Below are 20,544 nucleotides of genomic sequence, written 5' to 3'. Positions count from 1 at the left end.
GCGGCTTAGAGGGCGTCGAGCCCGCGCTCGCCGGTGCGGACGCGAACCACCTCGTCGACCGAGGTGACCCACACCTTGCCGTCACCGATCTTGCCGGTGCGGGCGGCGGTCACGATGGCGTCCACGACCTTCTCGAAGTCCAGCTCGTCGGTGACGATCTCGACCCGGATCTTGGGGACGAACTCCACCGTGTACTCCGCACCGCGGTACACCTCGGTGTGGCCCTTCTGACGGCCGTAGCCCTGAACCTCGCTCACGGTGAGGCCCGCCACGCCGAGCGCGTGGAGCGCCTCCTTCACCGCGTCGAGCTGATACGGCTTGATGACCGCGGTCACCAGCTTCATGCCCATTCCCTCCGACATCCCTCGACGCTATCCGGCTACCTTTTCCGACGCCGGGGCTTCCGCCGCCGGCGCAGGGGTCTTGCTTGTGCCAACACCCGCGAGGGCGAACGCGCCAGCGCCGCTGCTGCCGGTCCCCGGGGTGAGGTCGTAGGCGCTCTCCGCGTGCTCCGCGATGTCGATGCCCTCGACCTCGGCCTCGGTGCTGACCCGGAAGCCGACCGTCTTCTCGATGATGAAGGCGAGCGCGAAGGCGATGGCGAACGAGTAGACCGTGACAATAGCGCTCGCGGCCGCCTGGGAGCCCAGCTGGCCCGCGCCGCCGCCCATGAACAGGCCGCTCTTGGCGCCGAGGGCGCCGCTGATGGCCGAGTTGAGCTTGTCGTTGGCGAAGAAGCCGAGCCACAGGGAGCCGATCCACCCGCCGACGAAGTGGACGCCGACCACGTCGAGCGAGTCGTCGAAGCCGAAGCGGTACTTCAGGCTGACCGCGAGGGCGCACGCGAGGCCGGCGACGAGGCCGAGCAGAACCGCAGCCCACGAGTCGATGAAGCCACAGGCGGGGGTGATGGCGACGAGGCCCGCGACCGCGCCCGAGGACGCGCCGACGAGGGTGGGCTTGCGGTCGCGGATCCACTCGACGATGACCCAGCCGAGGACGGCGGCGGCGGTGGCGACCTGGGTGTTGACGAACGCGAGGCCGGTGACGCCGTCGACGGTCAGCTCGGAGCCGGCGTTGAAGCCGAACCAGCCGAACCACAGCAGACCGGCGCCGATCGCGACGAAGGGCACGTTGTGCGGCTTCATGCTCTCCCGCGGCCAGCCGACGCGCTTGCCGAGGACCAGGGCGATGCCGAGCGCGGCCGCACCGGCGTTGATGTGCACGGCGGTACCACCGGCGAAGTCGAGCGGGTGCAGGTGCTGGAAGATCCAGCCGCCGCCCCACACGTTGTGGGCGACCGGGAAGTACACCAGGGTGGCCCAGCCGAACGCGAACAGCAGCCAGCCGCCGAACTTGGCGCGGTCGGAGATCGCGCCGCTGATGAGGGCGACGGTGATCACGGCGAACGTCATCTGGAAGACCATGAAGACGTACGTCGGGATGCCGATGCCGCTCGGGTTGTCGGTGGTGGCGCCCCACATCTGATCGAGGTAGGTCTTGCTGCCGAAGTACTGGCCGAGGTCACCGAAGAGGCCGCCGGCCGAGTCGGTGCCGAACGCGGCGCTGAAGCCGTAGAACAACCAGAGGACGCTGACGAGCCCGATCGTCGAGAAGCTCATCATCATCATGTTGAGGACGCCCTTGGAACGGTTCAGGCCACCGTAAAACAGTGCCAGAGCCGGCGTCATGAGCAGCACAAGAGCGGTCGACACGAGCAACCATGCGGTGTTGCCGGTGTCGATAGTCGCTTCAGGCACGCTGGCCTCCTAGTAGTCGAGATCCTCCCTCCCGACCTTCGAGGCAGCGTTGCCCTCCAGCCGGTTGCGCGAGAGCTTGGCGGGCTCAGGTTTCGCGCACCGGCGCTGCGCGGTTTCTACCGCGTCACGTCATGTTTCCAGCGTGTGAAGAAGCGCTCACACATTGAAAACTTCCTATCGAAGAGCGTACTCCAGCGTGTGCCGCTCGTAGTCGATGAGCCGCAGGTCACGCACGGGCCGGCGGAGGTGGCCCTTGTGCACGATGCGGACGAATGCGGGGTCGCCCGCGGCCGCCATCCGCCGGATGCCCTCGATGTGGTCGACGATGCGCTTGCGGATGACGCGCACGAGGCGGTGCCGGTCGCGCGGGGTCAGCCCGTAGGCGTCGGCGAACATGCGCAGGCGGCGCGGGCGGTTCGGCCGCTTCCAGCCCAGCGTGTAGGAGTCGCGGTCGGAGAACAGCGGCACCCACGTCCACGCGGCGTACGCGACGTCGTAGATCCGCGCCCCGGGCGAGGCCAGGTCGAAGTCGATCAGCGACAGCGTGCCGTCCGGGCGCCAGATGACGTTGTGCGGCGCCGCGTCGTGGTGGCAGATGACCTCGGTGTCCGGCGGCGGGGGGCCGAACGAGCGCCAGACGGCGTTCGGTGCCGGCCGGAAGCCCGCCTGGGCGTCGTGGAACATCCGCAGCATGGTCGCCACGGTGACCATCGCCTCGTCGGTCACCCAGTGCGGGGCCAGGGGGTATTCGCCGCACTCCCCCTCGAGGTACTGCAGCACCTCGCGCCCGCGCTCGTCGATGCCGAACGCGCGCGGTGCGCCGGTGAAGCCGACGTACTCCAGGTGGCGCAGCAGCGCGTGCACCGCCGGCGTCCACGGGCCCGCGTTGCGGCGCACGGTGTCGCCCGAGCGCACCACGACGGAGGTGTTCCCACCGTGGAGCGGGATCTCCTGCTGCGTCACGTCTGTCGTCCTTCGCTGACCCGACCGGGGGGAGCCTTGCTGTACCGCTTCCCGGCCGCTCAGATCGCGCGGCCGGGCCTTACCGTCCCAAGGTACCGTCCGAGGTTACGCGTCCGCGCCAACGAGGGCGTCGACGAACTGTCGGGCATCGAACGGAGCAAGGTCATCCGGGCCCTCGCCGAGGCCGACGAGCTTGACCGGAATGCCCAGTTTGCGCTGGACCGCGATGACGATGCCGCCCTTCGCGGTGCCGTCGAGCTTGGTGAGCACGACGCCGGTGACGTCCACCACCTCGGTGAACACCCGCGCCTGCTCGAGTCCGTTCTGGCCGGTGGTGGCGTCGAGGATGAGCAGCGTCTCGTCGACCGGGCCGTGCTTCTCCACGACCCGCTTGACCTTGCCGAGCTCGTCCATCAGGCCGACCTTGTTCTGCAGCCGGCCCGCCGTGTCGATGAGCACCGTGTCCACACCCGCGTCAATACCCCGTTTGACCGCGTCGAACGCCACCGAGGCGGGATCCGCTCCTTCGGGGCCCCGCACGACGTCGGCGCCGACCCGCCCGGCCCACGTGGCCAGCTGCTCGGCCGCGGCCGCGCGGAAGGTGTCGGCGGCGCCGAGGACCACCGTGTGCCCGTCGGCGACCAGCACCCGGGCGATCTTGCCGCAGGTCGTGGTCTTGCCGGCGCCGTTGACGCCGACCACGAGCAGCACCGCGGGGCGGCCGTCACGCTGGGTGGCCGCCAGGGAGCGGTCCAGGTCCGGCTGCAGGGCCGAGACGAGCTCGTCGGCAAGCATGCCGCGCAGATCGGCGGCGCTGGCGGTGCCGTGGATGCGTGCGCGCTCGCGCAGTTTTTCGACGATCTCGGTTGTCGCCTGTACCCCCACGTCGGCGCCGATCAGCGTCTCCTCGACCTCGTCCCAGGTGTCGTCGTCGAGCTTGTCACGGGAGAGCAGGGCGAGCAGGCCCTTGCCGAACACGTTCTGCGAGCGGCTCAGGCGCGCGCGGAGGCGGACGAGGCGGCCGGCCGTCGGCTCGGGGGTCTCCAGCTCCGGCTTCTTTTCGACCGGCGGGGCCGGCCGCTCCACGGGCGGCGCCTCCACGACCGGGGCCGGGGGCGCCTCCGCGACGGGCGCGGGCGCCTCGGTCACCGCCGGCGGCTGGGGCTTCTCCTCCGGCTTGACCTCCGGCCGGGTCGGCGGGAGCGTCGGAGGCTTGCGGAAACGGGGCGCGATCAGCGCAAGTGTGGCCCCGATCACCACAACGAGCAGCACCAGGCCGAAGACGATGTACGACTCCATGGCAGGAATACTCCCAGACGTTGCGCCCGACGGCCTGCAGTGGCGCCGAGACGGGCCGGGCAGGATCATTCGGGAAGCAACCCGCCACCCCTCGACCCGCCCCCGGAGGTCGCATCGCCATGTCGGAAACCGAACTCGACCACGACCGCGGCCCCCTGGTGCTCGGCCCCGTCCTGCGGCGCGTCGAGGGCGACCGGGCCACGATCTGGGTCGAGACGGCGCAGCCGGGCACGGTCGAGGTCGACGCCGCGCCCGCGGGCGGGGCGGCCCGCACGTTCACCGTGCACGGGCACCACTACGCCCTGGTCGTGGTCACGGGGCTGCCCGAGGACGCCGTCACGCCGTACCGGGTCCGGATCGACGGCGCCGAGGTCTGGCCGCGCCCGGACGACCCGTTCCCGGCCCCGGCGATCCGCACCCGGCGCGCGGGCGCACCCGTGCGGCTGCTGTTCGGCTCGTGCCGCGAGGCGAGCCCGCTCAGCGTCACCCGGTATCCCCCGGACGCGCTGGACGCCTACGCGGACCGGCTGGTGGCCTCCATCCGCGCGGACGCGCCGACCCAGTGGCCCGACCTCATGATCCTGCTCGGCGACCAGGTCTACGCCGACGAGACGCCGGAGAAGATCCAGCGCTGGCTCAAGCGGCGCCGCAAGCAGCGCCGCGCGGACGCGCCGACGACGCAGGTGGTGGACTTCCACGAGTACACGAAGCTGTACCTGGACTCGTGGGGCGACCCGGAGATCCGCTGGCTGCTCTCCACCGTGCCGAGCGTGATGATCTTCGACGACCACGAGATCATCGACGACTGGAACACCTCGCAGCGCTGGCGTGAGCAGATGGACACGCTGAGCTGGTGGCCGCAGCGCATCCAGGCCGGGCTCGCGTCGTACTGGGTGTACCAGCACATGGGCAACCTGGCCCCGAGCGCTCTGGCCGAGTGCCCGATCTACGCGGCCGTGAGCTCGGCCGGCGACGCGACTGAGCTCCTGGACGACTTCGGCACCCGCGCCGACCGCGACCGCGCGCAGGCGTACCGCTGGAGCTACACCGTCGACATCGACCGCACCCGCCTGGTGATGGTGGACAACCGCGCCGCCCGCGAGCTCGAGCAGGGCAAGCGCGCGATGCTGCCCGACAGCGAGTGGGCCTGGTTCGCCAAGCAGCTGCCGGGCGACTACGACCACCTGCTGATCGGCTCCTCGCTGCCGTGGCTGCTGCCGCCCGCCATCCATCACCTGGAGGCCGCGACCGAGCGCCTCGCGGAGTCGCCGCGGGGCTGGGTGGGCCGCTTCGGCGAGAAGCTGCGCCAGGCCGTGGACCTCGAGCACTGGGCCGCCTTCGGGCGGTCCTTCGACGCGCTGAGCGCGCTGCTCACCCAGATCGCGGCCGGGCAGGGCGGCGTCTCGCCGGCCCCCGCCACGATCAACGTCCTGTCGGGTGATGTTCACCACTCCTACGCCGCGCGCGCCGACCTCGGGCCGGAGGCGGTGAGCGAGGTCCACCAGCTGACGTGCTCCCCCGTGCACAACGACATGCCGAAACTCGTCCGGCCGGCGATGAAGTTCGGCTGGAACCCGCCGGCGGCCAAGATGATGCGCTCCCTCGCGCGGTCGCTGGGGCTGCGCAAGCCGGTCGTGCGGTGGCGCAAGACGGCCGGGCCGTATTTCGGCAACGCGGTCGGGCAGCTGCTGCTCGAGGGCCGCTCGGCGCACGTGCGGATCGAGGGGACGCGGCCGGACAAGACGCTGGGCGAGGTCGCTTCGCTGCAGCTCAGTTGAGCGCGGTCGCCCTCGCTGCGCGCGACGCTTAGCTGGGCGGGACGCTCAGCCGGGCGCGACGCTCAGCTGATCTCGGTGTGCCGCTGCTCGGCTGAGTGTGGCGTTCACGTGAGCGCGACGTCCAGCTGATCTCGGCGTGCTGCTGCTCAGCTGAGTGCGGCGTTCACGTGAGCGCGGCGTTCGGGTGAGCGCGGCGTGCTGCTGCTCGGTTGAGTGCAGCGTTCAGGTGAGCGCGACGTTCAGGTGAGCGCGACGTTTAGCGGAGCGCGACGTGCGGGTGGGTCACCGGCGGCTCGTTGAGATCGGTCCAGGTCCACAGGGTGGCCACCCGCGCGCGGCCGGTGAGAAAGGCCACAGCCGGCTCGCGGATCGGGGCGAACCACATCTGGCTGAGGCGCTCGACGGCCTCCTCGATCGGCACCCACGCGCCCGAGCCGTCGTGCGGGCCCACGCCGGTCACCTCGAAGCCCAGCATCTCGTACTCGATGCCTCCCGCGGGGTAGCGCGCCACCCAGACGAGGCGCTCGGCCAGCACGGAGGCGTAGCCCGCCTCCTTGCCGACCTTGCCCAGCAGGGGCTCGCCCGCCTCCACGGCACCGCCCGGGAGCGCCCAGTCCGGGGGATCGCTGATCAGCAGGACGTCCTTGCCCCGGCGCAGCACGGCGCCCACGGCGAGTTGGTGACCGGTCACGCCTCACCCTAGGCCGCGCGGAGGCGCACGCTCCGACTGGGCGCACGGCGCGGACGCGGACGCCCCCGACGGGCCGCGACCGCGCGAGGGCGCGCGCACCGATCCGGGCAGACGCGCGGGCGCGGCGCACGACGGACCACACGGGCACGGTGACGTGCCGGCGCACGACGGACCGCACGGGTCACGCGTGGGCGCCGGCGCACGACGGGCGCGGCCGCGCTGGGGCGGGCGCGCAACGGGGCCGAGGGCACGCGGAGGCGCGAGCGCACGGTCATGCACGGGCGCGCGATCGTGGGCACGGGGCACGGGGCACGGGGCGCGGGGCGCGGGCGGAGGGCGCGGGGCTCGGGGCGCGGGCACAGGGCGTGGGCGCGGGCACGGGGCGCGGGCACAGGGCGCGGGGGCGCGGGCGCGTGGGCGGGCGCGCGTGGGCGAGGGCGCGGGGGCGCAGGCGCGGGGGCGTGGGCGGAGGGCGCGGGCACGGGGCGAGGGCGCGGGGGCGCGGGCACGGGGCGAGGGCGCGGGGGGCGCAGGCGTGGGGGCGTGGGCGCACCGGCGGAGTCGCGGTCACCCAGCTGCGGCATACGATCAATGCCATGAGCTTTTACGACGTCGAAATCGCTGACCTGCAGGGGAAGCCGCTCGATCTCGGCCAGTTCCGCGGCCGGCCCGTCCTCGTGGTCAACGTTGCGTCCCGCTGCGGCCTGACCCCGCAGTACGCCGATCTCGAGGCGCTGCACAAGGAGTACGAGGGCCGCGGCTTCTCGGTCCTCGGCGTGCCCTGCAACCAGTTCGCCGGGCAGGAGCCGGGCACCTCCGAGGAGATCGCCGAGTTCTGCAGCACCACCTACGGTGTGACGTTCCCGATGACCGAGAAGGTCGAGGTCAACGGCGAGGGCCGGCACCCGCTGTACGACCTGCTCACGCCGGTACCGGACGCCGAGGGGCACACCGGCGACATCCGCTGGAACTTCGAGAAGTTCCTCGTCAGCGCCGACGGCACGGTCGCGAACCGGTTCGGGCCGCGCACCGAGCCGAAGGCCGCCGAGGTCGTGCAGGCCGTGGAAGCCAACCTCTAAAAGCCTCGCGAACGGCCGCTACGAAAGACCCAGCGCCCGGCGAGGGTACGAGAGATCGTCGCCGGGCGTGTAGCGGTACGCGGTCAGCCCCGCCGCGCGGGCGCCGCGGATCATCCGGTCGGTGTCGTCCACCATCAGGCAGCGCGCGGGCGGGGTCTCGATCAGGGCGCACGCCGCCTGGAAGTACTCCTTGGCGGGCTTGTGCACGCCCAGCTCCGCCGAGAGCGCGACCGCGTCGAACTCGTCGGTCAGGCCGAACGTCGCGAGGACGTCGCGGAACTCGATCGTCGAGTTCGTGGCCAGGCACACGGGCAGGCCGGCGGCGCGCGCGTCGCGGACGAAGGCGAGTACAACCGGATCGATGACGCCCGGATAGACCTCCCACTCGGCCATGAGCTCCGCGGCCCGCTCGGGACCGCCGACCTGGTCGGCGAGGTCTGCGGCGACGGTCGCCAGCCACTCAGCGCGCGTCTGGCGCCCCGTGATGGCCGGCAGCAGGCGATCCCACTGCAGGGCCGTCGCGAGGACCGTGCCGGGCTCCAGGCCGTACCGTTGCTCGATCTTGGCGTTTGTCGAGGGGTCGAACGTGCGCAGGACCCCGTCGAAGTCGATCAACAGGGCCGTGGGCCGTTGGATCACGCTGCCTCTTCCGTCCGCAGGCGCTGGGAGATGACCTCGGTCACGCCGGAGCGCATGGTGACGCCGTAGAGGGCGTCGGCGACCTCCATCGTGCGCTTCTGGTGGGTGATGATGATCAGCTGGCTGCGCTCGCGCAACTGCTCGAAGAGGGTGATGAGGCGGCCCAGGTTGACGTCGTCCAGCGCGGCCTCGACCTCGTCCATGATGTAGAACGGCGAGGGGCGGGCGCGGAAGATCGCGCAGAGCAGCGCCACCGCGGTCAGCGAGCGCTCGCCGCCGGACAGCAGCGACAGCCGCTTGATCTTCTTGCCGGGCGGCCGCGCCTCGACCTCGATGCCGGTGGTGAGCATGTCCTCAGGGTCGGTGAGCACGAGGCGGCCCTCGCCGCCCGGGAAGAGCACCGAGAAGACCTGCTCGAACTCCCGCGCGGTGTCGTGGTAGGCGCTGGTGAACACCTCGAGGATGCGGTCGTCGACGTCCTTGACCACGGTGAGCAGGTCGCGGCGGGTCGCCTTGAGGTCCTCGAGCTGGTCGGAGAGGAACTTGTAGCGCTCCTCCATCGCCGCGAACTCCTCGAGCGCCAGCGGGTTGACCTTGCCCAGCAGGTTCAGCTCGCGCTCGGCCTTGGCGGAGCGCTTCTCCTGGGTCGCGCGGTCGAAGGGCACCGGCTCGGGTGCGGGCCGCCCGTCGGCCTCGGCCGCGGCGAGCTCGGGCGCGGTCGGCGGGACCGGCAGGTGCGGCCCGTACTCGGCGACGAGGGTGTCGGCGTCGAGGCCGAACTCCTCGGCCGAGCGGGCCTCCAGCTGCTCGATGCGCATGCGCTGCTCGGCCCGGGCGACCTCGTCGCGGTGCACGGCGTTGGTGAGCTTGTCGAGCTCGGTGGTGAAGTGCTTCGCGCGGCCGCGCACCTCGGTGAGGGCGGACTCGCGCTCGGCGCGCGTGGCGGCGAGGGTGTCGCGGGTCTCCTGGGCCTCGGCGATCGACTCACCGAGGCGCTCCAGGGCGAACGCGGCGCCCTCGGCGACGGCCTCGGCGATGCGGGCCCCGCGGGCGCGGGTGGCCTTGCGGGCGGCGGCGCGCTCCCGCGCGGCCCGTTCGGCGGCGGCCTGGCGCAGCAGCGCGTCCGCGCGTCCGGCGAGGGCGCCGACGCGCTCCTCCGCGGTGCGCACGGCCAGCCGCACCTCCATCTCCTGCTGCCGCGCGACCGGCACCTCGCCGGCGAGGTCGTCGCGCTCCTGGGTGGAGGGGTCGTCGTCGATCGGGGTGTCCTGGGCCAGGACCAGCCGCTCCTCGAGCTCGGCGAGGCTGGCGCGGCCGGAGTCGCGGGCCGCCTCCGCCTTCGCCTTGGCCGCGGCGTGCCGCTCGACCTCGGCCCGCGCCGACTTCGCGGCCGCGCCCAGCTCGGCGAGGCGGCGTGCGGCCGCGTTGCGGACGCTGTCGGCCTCCTTCTTGGCCGCGGCGGTCTCGGCGACGATCTGCTTGGCCGCCGTCGCGGCGCCGCGGGCCAGGCCCAGCAGCTCCCGCGCCTCGGCGACGCGGTGCTCGGCGTCGACCTTCTGCTGGCGGGCCTCCTCGACGGCCGCCTGGACCTCGATGAAGCTGTGCTGCTTGCCCGAGCCGCCGGCCGCGGCGTAGGCGCCGATGACGTCACCCTCGGGGGTGACGGCGCGCAGCGCGGGCGCGTAGGACACGATGCGGCGCGCGGTCGCGAGGTCGGGGGCGAAGACGACGTCGCCGACGGCGCGCTCCAGGGCGGGGCGCAGCTCGTCGGGGGCGCGCACGAGGTCCATGGCCCACGACGCGCCCGGGGGCAGCGGCACCCGCTCCACCGGCGGGGCGTCGAGCATCGGCGCGGAGCCGATGAGCAGCGCGGCGCGGCCGGCGTCGTCCTGCTTGAGCATCTCCACGGCGGCGACGGCGCCCTCGACGCCGGAGACGGCCACGGCGTCGGCGAGGGAGCCCAGCGCGGCGGCGAGCGCGGCCTCGTGGCCGGCCTCGACGGAGAGCAGGGCGGCGACGCTGCCGAGCAGGCCGGGAACGCGGTCGGAGCGGGCCAGCAGGGTGCCGGCGCCGTCCTTGCGGCGCAGGCCCATCGCGAGCGCCTCCTCGCGGGCCTTCCACTGCGCGGCGTCCTTCTCGGCGGCGCGCTCGGCGTCGTTGTGGGTGCGCACCTCGTTGTTGATCGTGTCGAGCTCGCGGGTCGCCTCCTGGTGGCGCATCTCCAGGTCGGCGTTGGTGTGGTCGGCGACGGTCGCACCGGCGCTCGCCTCGTCCCAGAGGCCCTGGGCCGCTTCCGCGCGCGCCTCCGCCTCGGCGAGCTGGACGGCGAGCCGTTCGATCTCGTCGCCGGCGGCGTTGGCCCGCGACCGCGCGGACTCGACCTGGCCGGTGAGCTTGGCCAGGCCCTCGCGGCGGTCGGCGATGGCCTTGTGGGCCGCGACGATGGCCTTCTCGGCGAAGGCGAGGCGGCGTTCGAGGTCCTGGCGGCGCTCGACGGCCTCGGCGAGGCGCTCCTGGCTGGCCTCCAGCGCGGCGCGCAGCTCCTCCTCCTGCTCGCGGACCTTGTCGGCCTCGGCCGTGAGCTGGTCGGGGTCGCGCCCGGGCCGCTCGTCGACGGGGGCGGCGGAGAGGTTGCGGTGGCGCTCGGCGGCCAGCTGGTGCAGCGAGCGGTAGCGCTCCTGGAGGGTCGACAGCTGGTACCAGGTGTCCTGCGCCTCGGCCAGCACGGGGGCGTCGGCGGCGTGCTCGGCCTCGAGGGCGGCGAGCCGCTCGTTGATCGCCTCGACCTCGGCCTCGACCTCCTCGCGCCGCGCGCGCAGGGCCGTCTCGTCGGCGATCTCGCGGTCGAGGGTCTCGCGCAGCGTGTGCAGGTCGTCGGCGAGCAGCCGCAGCCGGGCGTCGCGCAGGTCGGCCTGGATGCCGGCGGCGCGCCGGGCCACCTCGGCCTGGCGTCCGAGCGGCTTGAGCTGGCGGCGCAGCTCGGTGGTCAGGTCGCCGAGGCGGTTGAGGTTGACCGCCATCGCCTCGAGCTTGCGGATGGCCTTCTCTTTGCGCTTGCGGTGCTTGAGGACGCCGGCGGCCTCCTCGATGAAGGCGCGGCGGTCCTCGGGCCGGGCGTGCAGGACGCCGTCGAGGCGGTTCTGGCCGACGATCACGTGCATCTCGCGGCCGATGCCGGAGTCGGAGAGCAGTTCCTGGATGTCGAGCAGCCGGCACGAGTTACCGTTGATCTCGTACTCGCTCTCGCCCGACCGGAACATCCGGCGGGTGATCGACACCTCGGTGTAGTCGATGGGCAGCGCACCGTCGTTGTTGTCGATCGTGAGGGTGACCTCGGCGCGTCCCAGTGGGGCCCGGTTGGCGGTACCGGCGAAGATGACGTCTTCCATCTTGCCGCCGCGCAGTGCCTTCGCGCCCTGCTCACCGAGCACCCAGGCGATGGCGTCGACCACGTTGGACTTGCCGGAGCCGTTGGGCCCGACGACGCAGGTGATGCCCGGCTCGAGCTTCAGCGTGGTGGTCGACGCGAAGGACTTGAAGCCCTTGGCCGTCAGGGTCTTGAGGTGCACGGATCTCCACGGTGGTCGAGGTGTGTTACCGGGCAGGCTACCGCCGGGACACTACGCTCCCCTGCAGTCCCGCACACCATAATGCGCGTGTCGTGGGCACACCGCCCACTTGGGCCGCTTACGTCCCTTGCGCAACCAACCGGACGACCGGGTCGTTACATGACTGCGCGCCGAGACCCAGAGGATGTCGGCGCGCGGGTTTACTGTGCAGTTCTGCGCTGGCTGCGGTGACCTGAAATCTTCAGGCCATCGCCGGCTCGGCGAGCCGGACCAGGTGATCCGTCTCCGAAGCCGCAGCGGCGAGCCGGTCGTTCTCGGCGCGGAGCCGAACAACCTCGAACTCGAGCGCCCGAACCTTGGCGCGCAGTTGGGTGACCTCGTCGACAAGGCGCCGGTCGGGCGCGCTGCCTACGTGGCCGTAGAGGGCCTTAGCCATATCGTCTCCTTGTTAAGCGCAGCCGGTCGACTCCGGCAAACGCGCGCCCAGCACCCGCGACCGAAGCACAAGGGCATAATTGGGCGCGACTGGCGACCCCTCTATGTTCCTTCCGGGGCGCGACTTAGTCAAGCGCAGAGGCACGCCAAACGTCCTGGCCAGGGTGTTCTCACTCACCCGGGTGCGTGATCATCACGCCGCGCCGATCGTGGCAGTGTGCCACCAGTTGCCCCGTGGCGCCACCGCAAAGTAGCGTCATGGCCGGGAAAACTGGGGCAGACGGGACCGGGGAGCGTGCGATGACGGGTCTCACCGCGAGACTCGGCCCCCTCGGTATCGCCGCTGTAGTCACCGGTGTACTGATCGTGTTCGGCTTCGGCGCCATAATCATCCCCGGCCTCACCGGCGGCGGAGACGACAGCCCGGCCGCCGCTCCCGCCGCGGTCCAGTCGGCCGCCGAGCCCCAGCCGGCCCCGTCCAGTGCTCCCCCGGCCACCGAGGAGCCCGCGGCCACCCCCACGACGGCCCAGACCACGCTCGTCGCGGCGAACTTCAACGCGAGCTACGAGGACCGCGTCGTCCAGCTGATCAACAGCGAGCGGCGCAAGAAGCGCTGCGAGGCGCTCAAGGTCGAGGGCAAGCTGCGCGCGGCCGCGCGCGGGCACGCGGCCGACATGGCGGCCCGCGACTTCACCGGCACCAAGGGCACTGACGGCAGCAGCCCCCAGGACCGCATCTCCGCGGCCGGCTTCAGCGGCGGTTTCGCGGACGAGCTGACCGCCAAGGGCGGCGACGCGGGTGACGTCGTGAAGCACTGGATGCGCGACGACGACGCCAAGGATGCGCTGCTCGACTGCGACATCACATCGATCGGCGTCGGGGCCGCCATGCGCGGCCGCACGCCGTACTGGACCGTGGACACGGGCCGTGCTTGAGGGGGCCCAGCATCGTTAGTCCGGTCGTGGACCGGGTTCCGACGCTCCTGCCACTGCGGGCGCATCCGCTGGCCCGGCCACACGCATGGGAGATCGTCGCGGGACACGGTCCGGCGTTCACCGTCGTCGTCGACGTCGCGGGCGGGCCCGGCAGCGGCCGCGATCCGCTCTGGACCGCGGCCATGAGCCGCCTGGCCGACGCCGGCGTCCGGCTGCTCGGCTACGTCGACATGGACTACGGCACGCGCCCGGTCGCGCAGATCCGCGCCGACGTGTACCGCTGGAGCGGCTACCCGGTGCGCGGCGTCTTCCTCGACCACACGCCCGTGAGCCCGTACGCCATCGGCCCGGTCGCGGTTGTCGCCCAGTCCGCCGCCCGCGCCGACCTGCCCGACGTCGTTCTGAACCCCGGCGAGCCGCCGGACGGGGCGTACCGCGACCTCGGCCTGCCCGTGTGCGCCTTCGACGGCAGCTGGCGGGAGTACCGGCGCTGGTCCGGCGAGGGCGCGTACCCGGGCGACGGGCACCTCGTGCACGCGGTGCCGCCGTGGGAGCTCGACGAGGCCGCGCAGCTGCAGGTCGCACGCGGGGCCGGCTTCGGGCTCGTCACCGACCTCGGCGCCCCCGACCCGTACGCGGACCTGCCCGCCTGGTGCGGCCTCGTGCCGGGCCTGGCCGAGCTCGGCGCCGAGCGGGACCGCCCGACCCCGGCGCCGCGGCGCCCGCGCCCCTACCGCGCGCTCAGCGTGGTACGCGACGGGGCGACGGCCACCCGGGCGAAGACCGGGGCCTGAGAACGCGCGACCGCCACCCGGGCGAAGACCGGTGCGTAAACGCGCTACCGCCACACAGGCGAAGACCGGGGCGCAGGACGCGCTACCGCGCGAGGCGCGGCCGCGGCTGGCACTTCGGGCACGAGAACGACGACCGGTTCATGAACGCCTCCCGGCGGATCGGGCTGCCGCAGCGGTTGCACGGCAGGCCCTCGCGGCCGTAGGCGTTCAGCGAGCGCTCGAAGTACCCGCTCTCGCCGTTGACGTTCACGTACAGCGCGTCGAAGCTCGTCCCGCCCTGCCCGATCGCCTCGTTGAGCACGTCGCGGACGTGCCCGAGCAGCCGCCGCGCCACCGGGCGGGACAGCTGCGACGTGTCCCGCACGCCGTGCAGCCGGGCCCGCCACAGCGCCTCGTCCGCATAGATGTTGCCGACGCCGGAGATCAGCGTCTGGTCCAGCAGCGCCCGCTTGACCTCGGTGCGCCGCTTGCGCAGCCGGTCCACGAACACGTCGTCGACGAACAGCGGGTCGACCGGGTCCAGCGCGATGTGCGCGAGCTCGCCCGGCAGTACGGCGCCCCCGAGCGAGACGCTGAGGCCGCCGAACGTGCGCTGATCGACGAAGCGCAGCTCCGGCCCGTCGTCGTCGAACGTCAGCCGCACCCGCAGGTGGAGCTCCGCCGCGGCGTCCACGGGCTGCATGAGCAGCTGCCCGGACATGCCGAGGTGCCCGATCAGGGCGTCCTCGTCGTCCAGGGGAAGCCAGAGGTACTTGCCGCGGCGCATCACCGCGCCCACGCGCCGGCCCGCGAGGATGCCCGCGAAGTGCTCGGCGCCCGCGACGTGGCGGCGCACCGCGCGCGGGTGCAGCACCTCGACGGTGGCGATGCGCCGGCCGGACACCCACTTGTCCAGGCCGCGCCGGACGGTCTCGACCTCGGGCAGCTCAGGCATGGAATTCCTCTAGATCGCGTAGTGCCACACGGTGATCAGGTACGAGCCGTACCACAGCCCGAACACGCCGCAGGCCGCCAAGACTAGCGCCGCCGTGCGCGGCCGCGCGCGACCGAGCGCGATGGCCGGCGGCACCAGGATCAGCAGCGCGGGCACGAGCAGGCGCGGCTTGGAGTGGAAGTACCCGGCCTGGCCGAGCACGAGGACCAGCACGATCAGGCCGTACACGGTCAACGGAGGCCAGACGCGGCGCACCACCGCGAGCACGGCCAGGATCACGACCCCGACGAGCATCCACGCGATGCTGACCTGGATCCAGCCGTCGCCCGCCTTGAACGCGTCGTGCAGGAACGACAGCGTCGAGGAGCCATAGTCGAACGTCGTTCCCCAGCCCGCCGTCTGGATGTCGAACCACGCGCCCAGATCGCCCACGCGCAGCCCGACCCACAGCAGATAGGCCGGCACCCCGGCGAGGGCCACAGCGGCGCCCAGGATCGGTTTCCAGATCCCCGCGGGTGTACTTTCCGTGCTCTTACGATCCCGATAGATCGCCATCCCCGCCGCCACCGCGAGCGCGATCGCCGCGGCCGCGCCCGTCGGACGGGTCAGCCCGGCGGCGAGCCCGAACGCGCCGGCGAGCAGCCAGTCGCCGCGGTGCGCGAACAGCAGCATGCCGACGACCAGCGCGGTGAACAGCGCCTCCGAGTACCCCATGGACAGCGCCATCGACATCGGCTGCAGGCAGAACAGCGCGGTGAGCGACAGGCCGACCCGCTCGTCGTAGAGCCGGGTGCCCAGCGCGCACAGCAGCACCGCCGCGACCGCGCCCGCCAGCCACGAGACGGTGATCGCCGCGGTGCCGTAGTCGAGGCGGGTCACGAGGTGCACCAGGCGCACCGTCATCGGGTAGCCGGGGAAGAACGCCAGCCCGTTGCCGGTCAGGTGCCCCTCGCCGTCGTAGGTGTAGCCGGCCGGGTAGTCCTCCTCCGCGACGCGGACGAAATGCCCGCCGTCCCAGGCGAGCAGCCGGTCGCGGATCTTGTCGTCGGGCGACATCCACCACAACAGCGCCAGTTGTACGAGCCGGCTCAGCGCGTAGATGCCCAGCGGGAATGCGATCAGCGTGGTGCGGGCGCGCTGGGTGATCTCATTGGCGCGCGTCATCGTCGTCATCGGATGGCGGTTCCTCGGCGATGTCGGTGTCGGTGGTCTCCGCGCTACGTCGCGCGCTCTTGCCGGATCTTCTGGAGTGCCCGCCGTCGTTGCCGGGGATCGCGTCATTGTCGGCCTCGGTCACGTACGCCGCCGACTCGGGCTGGACGCCGGACAGCTCGCGCCAGGCCGCCTCGGCCGCGCGCTGCTCGGCCTCCTTCTTGCTGCCGCCCTGCGAGCCGCCGTAGCGCTTGCCGGCGACGATCACCCAGGCGGTGAACCGCTTGGCGTGGTCGGGGCCCTCCTCGTCGATGCGGTACTCAGGCACCCCCAGCCCGCGCCCGGCGGTCAGCTCCTGCAGGCTGGTCTTCCAGTCCAGGCCGGCGCCGCGCATCGCGGCCTCGGCCATCAGGCTGTCGAACAGCTTGTGGATCACCTGGGCCGTCATGTCCAGCCCGTACTGCAGGTAGATGGCGCCGATCAGCGCCTCCAGCGTGTCGGCGAGGATGCTGGCCTTGTCGCGGCCGCCCGTCGCCTCCTCGCCGCGTCCGAGCAGCAGGAACGGGCCGATGCCGCCGGGTCCGAGCCGGCGCGCGACGTCCGCGAGGGCGCGCATGTTCACGACGCTGGCGCGCAGCTTGGCCAGTTGCCCCTCGGCGAGCTTGGGGTGGTTCTGGAACAGGGCGGTGGTGATCACCACGCCCAGCACCGCGTCACCGAGGAACTCGAGCCGCTCATTGGTGGGCAGGCCGCCGTTCTCGTACGCGTACGAGCGGTGGGTCAGTGCCCGCCTGAGCATCTCCGGGTCGAAATCGACGCCGAACGCGGCCTCGAGGCTGTTCTGGTTCTTCACGAGCGCTCTCCCAGTGCGTCACGGATGGTGAGCCCGCCGGCCGAGGAGAGTTCGGCCAGCAGATCATCAGCGAGACCCGCGACCGCCGGGGTGATGCGGTCGCGGTGAAGACGTGCGGCGAGGGCGATGCCGTCGGCGATCTCCGCGCCGCCGGCCGAGCCGTGACAGACCACGACGTCGCCGGCCACGCCGAGCAGGACGGCCGCGGCCTCGTACTGTCCGGCCGGCCCGGGCGCGCCGGTGCTCGGCCGGGCCGTGCTCATGGCGCCCTCGAGGCCCTTGAGCAGGACGTTTCCGGTGAATCCATCGGTCACGACGATGTCGGCGGGGCCTCCGCGCGGCACGTCGAACCCTTCCACGAGCCCGACGTAGCGCCCGCCCGCGGGCAGCGGGACGTCCGACAGCGCGATCGAGACCGCCCGGCGCAGCCGGTCGCCCTTGCCCGGCTCGCTGCCGATGGACAGCAGCCCAACGCGCGGGCGCGCGATGCCGAGGGCCACCGAGGCGTAGGCGGTGCCGAGCACGGCGTGCTGGACGAGCTCCAGCATGGTCGCGTCGAGGGTCACCCCGACGTCGACCAGCAGCACCGGCCCGTGCGCGGTGGGCAGCTGCGCGGCCAGCCCGGGGCGGCGCACACCTCGGAGGCGGCCGAGGACGTGCGCGGACGCGGCGACGGCGGCGCCGCTGGAGCCCGCGGAGACCATCGCGTCCGCGCGGCCGGCATAGACCGATTCCGCGGCCGCGCGCACCGACGTGGACCGCCGGATGTTGCGCAGCGGGGAGTCGGCCATGGCGATCGCGTCGTCGACGACGATGACGCCGACGCGCCCACGGTCACTGACCGGGAGCGCGCCGATGACCTCGTCGGCCGCGTCGCGCGGCCCTACGAGGAGAAGATTGAGGTCTGGATCGGCGCTGCATGCGCGCAGAGCGCCGTCAACCACGACGGCGGGAGCCCCGTCCCCGCCGAGGAGGTCGACGGCGATCCGCGCGACGCCGGACGGGATCTCCCCGCCGTGCGGCGATCGGTCGGATCGCGTCACCCGGATCCGGTTGTCAGACCTCGATGACCTGGCGGCCGTTGTACGTGCCGCAGACCGAGCACGCCGCGTGAGGCAGCTTGGGCGAGCGGCACTGCGGGCACGGCTGGGTGGAAACCGCGACGGCTTTCCACTGGCTCCGGCGCGACCGGGTGTTGCTGCGCGACATCTTCCGCTTGGGAACAGCCACTGGTCCTACTCCTCTGACGTCTTGATCTGGGACAGGGCAGCCCAGCGCGGGTCGATCTGCTCGTGGGTGTGGCCCTCGGGCAGTTCGTCGATCGGTGTCCCGCACTCGGGGCACAGACCCGGACAATCTTCACGGCACACGGGGTTGGCGGCCAGGGAGAGCACCACCGCGTCCCGCAGTGCCGGCTCCAGGTCGATCAGGTCGCCCTGCAGCCGTCCAACCTCGTCCTCGTCGGTCGTCTCGTCCGTCGTGCTGTGCTCGTAGGCATAGAACTCTTGGAGCGGGACGTCCAGCGTGTCGCTGACCGGGCGTAGGCAGCGCCCGCACTCTCCCACCAGTGGTCCGGTGACGGTGCCGGAGACGAGAACGCCTTCGGACACCGACTCCATCCGCAGCTGGAGGTCGAGCTCGGCGCCTTGGGGCACGCCGATCAGCTCCAGGCCGAGGTCCTTGGGCGCCGGCACCTTCCGGTGTACCGCATGCAGAGCGCCCGGTCGGCGGGGAAGGTCTCTCGTCTCGAGGACCAGCGGCGACCGGGGATCCAGGTGCGGGTGCTGCGGTTGGTGTGGCATCTTCTCAGACTCCGGCCAGGTAGGGCCGACGGACTAGGGTACCCGAGCGGCAGATCTTCCGTCGAATCGGCTCCAACGGTACCGCGCCCGTCAGAACGGCAGCGGCCGGTCGTCCTCACCGGACGGGGTGAACGAGCCGATCTCCCGCAACGCGTGCATCTTGTCGCGCCCGCGCTCGATCGAGGCCAGGGACCGGGTCAGGAACTGCTCGAAGTTGGCCAGCGCCGTGTCGACGTAGTCGTCGACCTCGTCGCGCAGCCGCTGGGTCTCCGCGCGGGCCTCGTTGATCATCCGCGACGCCTCGTGCTCGGCCGAGACCACTATCTCGTTGATCGACACCAGCCGCGTGTGCTCGGCCTCGGCCTCGGCGATGATCCGCTCCGCCTCGCGCCGGCCGGCGTCGACGATCTTGTCCCGCTCGTCGAGCAGGGCGCTCGCGCGCCGCAGCTCGCCGGGAAGGTCGGCCCGCAGCTGGTCGAGCAGATTGATCATGTCGGCACGGTCGAACACGAAGTTGCTCCGCGACATCGGCGCCGACCGCGCACCCTCGACCAGCGCAATGATCTGGTCGATGCTCTCGAGCGGATCCACCTGCGGTCACTCCTGTTCACAACGTCGAACGACGTAACCATCATGCGGCCCGGACCCCGAAGCCGCTCCATCGCCACTCGGGTGTTGCTCTGACTTTCGCGGTCTCAGACAGCCTTCGGCAGGCTGGCGAACCGCTCCCGCAGCCGATTTGCCACGAGATCGGGTACATGTGGGGAAACGTCGCCGCCCCACTTCGCGACCTCTTTGATGAGACTCGACGAGACGAACGAATATTTCGGGTTGGTCGGCATGAACAGCGTCTCGATGCCGCCGAGCCCGTAGTTCATCTGCGCCATCTGCAGCTCGTAGTCGAAGTCGCCGGCCACCCGCACGCCCTTGACGATCGCGCTGATGTCGTTCGAGTGGCAGAAGTCGACCAGGAGCCCCTGGAACGCGTCGACCCGGACGTTGGCGTACGGCGCGCTGACCGTCGCGAGCATCTCCAGCCGCTCGTCGACCGAGAACAGCCCCGCCTTGCTCTGATTGATCAACACCGCGACGACGACCTCATCGAACATCTGCGATGCCCGACCCACGATGTCCAGGTGCCCGTTGGTGACCGGATCGAACGAACCCGGACAGACCGCGCGCCTCATTGCACCAGCCCAAGCCTCATGAGCGGGGACCGTACCAAAGGATCGCTTAAGCCGTGCGCGAGCCATCCTGATCGCGTCGGGCGTACCACAGTGAGGTCTCCCCGTAGCGCCGCTCGGCGACCGCGCTCAGCCCGCCCGGCCAGGCCAGGGCGGATCCCCGGCTCGACCGCTCGACCACCACGACGGCATCCGGGGCCAGCCAGCGCCCGGCCAGCGCCTCCAGCACCGCGCGGACGCGCTCGTCGGTCACCGCGTACGGCGGGTCGATGAACACCGCGTCGTACCCCTCGTCCGGCTCCCCCGCGAGCAGCCGCTCGACCTTGTCGGTGACGAGCCGCACCCGCGCGGCCACGCCGAGCGTCGCGATGTTGCCGCGGATGACGCGCGCCGCCTTGGCGTCGGCCTCGGCCAGCAGCACGTGGGCGGCGCCGCGGGAGCAGGCCTCCAGCCCGACCGCGCCCGAGCCCGCGTAGAGGTCGGCGAACCGCGATCCGGCCAGGTCCAGGAGGTTGTCGAGGCTGCTGAACAGTGCCTCGCGCACCCGGTCCGACGTGGGCCGCGTGCCCTGTCCGGCCGGTACGGTCAGCCGGCGCCCGCCGAGCGCCCCGGCCACGATCCGCGTCACGCGTCCACATTAGGCGGTGCCGCCACCGGCCCTGGACGCCCGCCGGGA

At 72.1% G+C, this 20,544-nt stretch carries 21 protein-coding genes; 4 read left to right on the top strand and 17 right to left on the bottom strand.

Annotated elements, in window-relative coordinates; translation table 11 throughout:
- Positions 1-5: 5 nt before the first annotated feature.
- The 4 genes from ACQPZ4_RS07495 to ftsY form a co-directional block, all read right to left on the bottom strand.
- Positions 6-344, bottom strand: a complete 339-nt coding sequence (locus ACQPZ4_RS07495; protein WP_190249674.1) for a P-II family nitrogen regulator — start codon at positions 342-344, stop codon at positions 6-8.
- 27 nt (positions 345-371) lie between these two features.
- Complete coding sequence (locus ACQPZ4_RS07490; RefSeq protein ID WP_433057403.1) at positions 372-1,760, bottom strand: ammonium transporter; 1,389 nt, start codon at positions 1,758-1,760, stop codon at positions 372-374.
- Between the two features lie 174 nt (positions 1,761-1,934).
- On the bottom strand, positions 1,935-2,723 hold the full coding sequence (locus ACQPZ4_RS07485) for a phosphotransferase (RefSeq protein ID WP_433057402.1): 789 nt from the start codon (positions 2,721-2,723) through the stop codon (positions 1,935-1,937).
- Between the two features lie 105 nt (positions 2,724-2,828).
- Positions 2,829-4,022 (bottom strand): signal recognition particle-docking protein FtsY, encoded by a 1,194-nt coding sequence (gene ftsY, locus ACQPZ4_RS07480; RefSeq protein ID WP_433057401.1) that lies wholly within the window; start codon positions 4,020-4,022, stop codon positions 2,829-2,831.
- Positions 4,023-4,141: 119 nt separating this feature from the next.
- Between ftsY and ACQPZ4_RS07475 the strand changes: the two genes are divergently transcribed.
- The gene (locus ACQPZ4_RS07475) at positions 4,142-5,800 is read left to right on the top strand and encodes an alkaline phosphatase D family protein (RefSeq protein WP_433057400.1); all 1,659 of its coding nucleotides are present in this window, start codon (positions 4,142-4,144) and stop codon (positions 5,798-5,800) included.
- Between the two features lie 256 nt (positions 5,801-6,056).
- Here ACQPZ4_RS07475 and ACQPZ4_RS07470 read toward each other — a convergent pair whose 3' ends face one another.
- A complete protein-coding gene (locus tag ACQPZ4_RS07470) occupies positions 6,057-6,491 on the bottom strand; it encodes an NUDIX hydrolase (RefSeq protein WP_433057399.1) in 435 nt (144 codons plus the stop codon).
- Positions 6,492-7,087: 596 nt separating this feature from the next.
- Between ACQPZ4_RS07470 and ACQPZ4_RS07465 the strand changes: the two genes are divergently transcribed.
- Entirely contained in the window at positions 7,088-7,570 is a 483-nt protein-coding gene (locus ACQPZ4_RS07465; protein ID WP_433057398.1) for a glutathione peroxidase, read from the top strand.
- Positions 7,571-7,588: 18 nt separating this feature from the next.
- On the opposite strand, the gene ACQPZ4_RS07460 is transcribed toward ACQPZ4_RS07465, so the two are convergent.
- The 3 genes from ACQPZ4_RS07460 to ACQPZ4_RS07450 form a co-directional block, all read right to left on the bottom strand.
- Positions 7,589-8,209, bottom strand: coding sequence for an HAD family hydrolase (locus tag ACQPZ4_RS07460; protein ID WP_433057397.1), 621 nt, complete (start codon positions 8,207-8,209; stop codon positions 7,589-7,591).
- The gene (gene smc, locus ACQPZ4_RS07455) at positions 8,206-11,778 is read right to left on the bottom strand and encodes a chromosome segregation protein SMC (protein ID WP_433057396.1); all 3,573 of its coding nucleotides are present in this window, start codon (positions 11,776-11,778) and stop codon (positions 8,206-8,208) included. Before smc ends, ACQPZ4_RS07460 begins: the two co-directional genes overlap by 4 nt.
- Positions 11,779-12,019: 241 nt before the next feature.
- Positions 12,020-12,214, bottom strand: coding sequence for a hypothetical protein (locus tag ACQPZ4_RS07450; protein WP_426510601.1), 195 nt, complete (start codon positions 12,212-12,214; stop codon positions 12,020-12,022).
- A gap of 299 nt (positions 12,215-12,513) precedes the next feature.
- Here ACQPZ4_RS07450 and ACQPZ4_RS07445 point away from each other — a divergent pair, with 299 nt between their 5' ends.
- Positions 12,514-13,149 carry a CAP domain-containing protein gene (locus ACQPZ4_RS07445; protein WP_433057395.1) on the top strand — a complete coding sequence of 212 codons (636 nt, stop codon included), beginning with the start codon at positions 12,514-12,516 and terminating at the stop codon, positions 13,147-13,149.
- Between the two features lie 26 nt (positions 13,150-13,175).
- Complete coding sequence (locus ACQPZ4_RS07440; protein ID WP_433057394.1) at positions 13,176-13,943, top strand: spherulation-specific family 4 protein; 768 nt, start codon at positions 13,176-13,178, stop codon at positions 13,941-13,943.
- 82 nt (positions 13,944-14,025) lie between these two features.
- Here ACQPZ4_RS07440 and mutM read toward each other — a convergent pair whose 3' ends face one another.
- The 9 genes from mutM to rsmD all read right to left on the bottom strand — a co-directional run bounded on the left by mutM (position 14,026) and on the right by rsmD (position 20,496).
- Positions 14,026-14,877, bottom strand: coding sequence for a bifunctional DNA-formamidopyrimidine glycosylase/DNA-(apurinic or apyrimidinic site) lyase (gene mutM, locus ACQPZ4_RS07435; RefSeq protein WP_433057393.1), 852 nt, complete (start codon positions 14,875-14,877; stop codon positions 14,026-14,028).
- Positions 14,878-14,886: 9 nt separating this feature from the next.
- Complete coding sequence (locus ACQPZ4_RS07430; protein ID WP_433057392.1) at positions 14,887-16,041, bottom strand: mannosyltransferase family protein; 1,155 nt, start codon at positions 16,039-16,041, stop codon at positions 14,887-14,889.
- The gene (gene rnc / locus ACQPZ4_RS07425; RefSeq protein ID WP_433066345.1) at positions 16,025-16,828 is read right to left on the bottom strand and encodes a ribonuclease III; all 804 of its coding nucleotides are present in this window, start codon (positions 16,826-16,828) and stop codon (positions 16,025-16,027) included. The genes ACQPZ4_RS07430 and rnc overlap by 17 nt, the downstream gene beginning before the upstream one ends.
- A gap of 50 nt (positions 16,829-16,878) precedes the next feature.
- Entirely contained in the window at positions 16,879-17,889 is a 1,011-nt protein-coding gene (locus ACQPZ4_RS07420; RefSeq protein WP_433066342.1) for a phosphate acyltransferase PlsX, read from the bottom strand.
- A gap of 49 nt (positions 17,890-17,938) precedes the next feature.
- Complete coding sequence (rpmF, locus tag ACQPZ4_RS07415) at positions 17,939-18,112, bottom strand: 50S ribosomal protein L32 (protein WP_259861936.1); 174 nt, start codon at positions 18,110-18,112, stop codon at positions 17,939-17,941.
- Positions 18,113-18,117: 5 nt separating this feature from the next.
- The gene (locus ACQPZ4_RS07410; protein ID WP_433057391.1) at positions 18,118-18,684 is read right to left on the bottom strand and encodes a YceD family protein; all 567 of its coding nucleotides are present in this window, start codon (positions 18,682-18,684) and stop codon (positions 18,118-18,120) included.
- A gap of 90 nt (positions 18,685-18,774) precedes the next feature.
- Complete coding sequence (locus tag ACQPZ4_RS07405) at positions 18,775-19,275, bottom strand: hypothetical protein (RefSeq protein ID WP_344611398.1); 501 nt, start codon at positions 19,273-19,275, stop codon at positions 18,775-18,777.
- A gap of 104 nt (positions 19,276-19,379) precedes the next feature.
- Positions 19,380-19,871 (bottom strand): pantetheine-phosphate adenylyltransferase, encoded by a 492-nt coding sequence (gene coaD / locus ACQPZ4_RS07400; protein WP_433057390.1) that lies wholly within the window; start codon positions 19,869-19,871, stop codon positions 19,380-19,382.
- A 46-nt stretch (positions 19,872-19,917) separates the two neighbouring features.
- Complete coding sequence (gene rsmD / locus ACQPZ4_RS07395; RefSeq protein WP_433057389.1) at positions 19,918-20,496, bottom strand: 16S rRNA (guanine(966)-N(2))-methyltransferase RsmD; 579 nt, start codon at positions 20,494-20,496, stop codon at positions 19,918-19,920.
- Positions 20,497-20,544 lie beyond the last annotated feature (48 nt).

The sequence above is a fragment of the Dactylosporangium sp. CS-033363 genome (genome assembly GCF_050942475.1).
Lineage (GTDB): Bacteria > Actinomycetota > Actinomycetes > Mycobacteriales > Micromonosporaceae > Dactylosporangium.
Note: the sequence above shows the minus strand (reverse complement) of the source record. Positions and strands in the feature narration are given on the sequence as shown.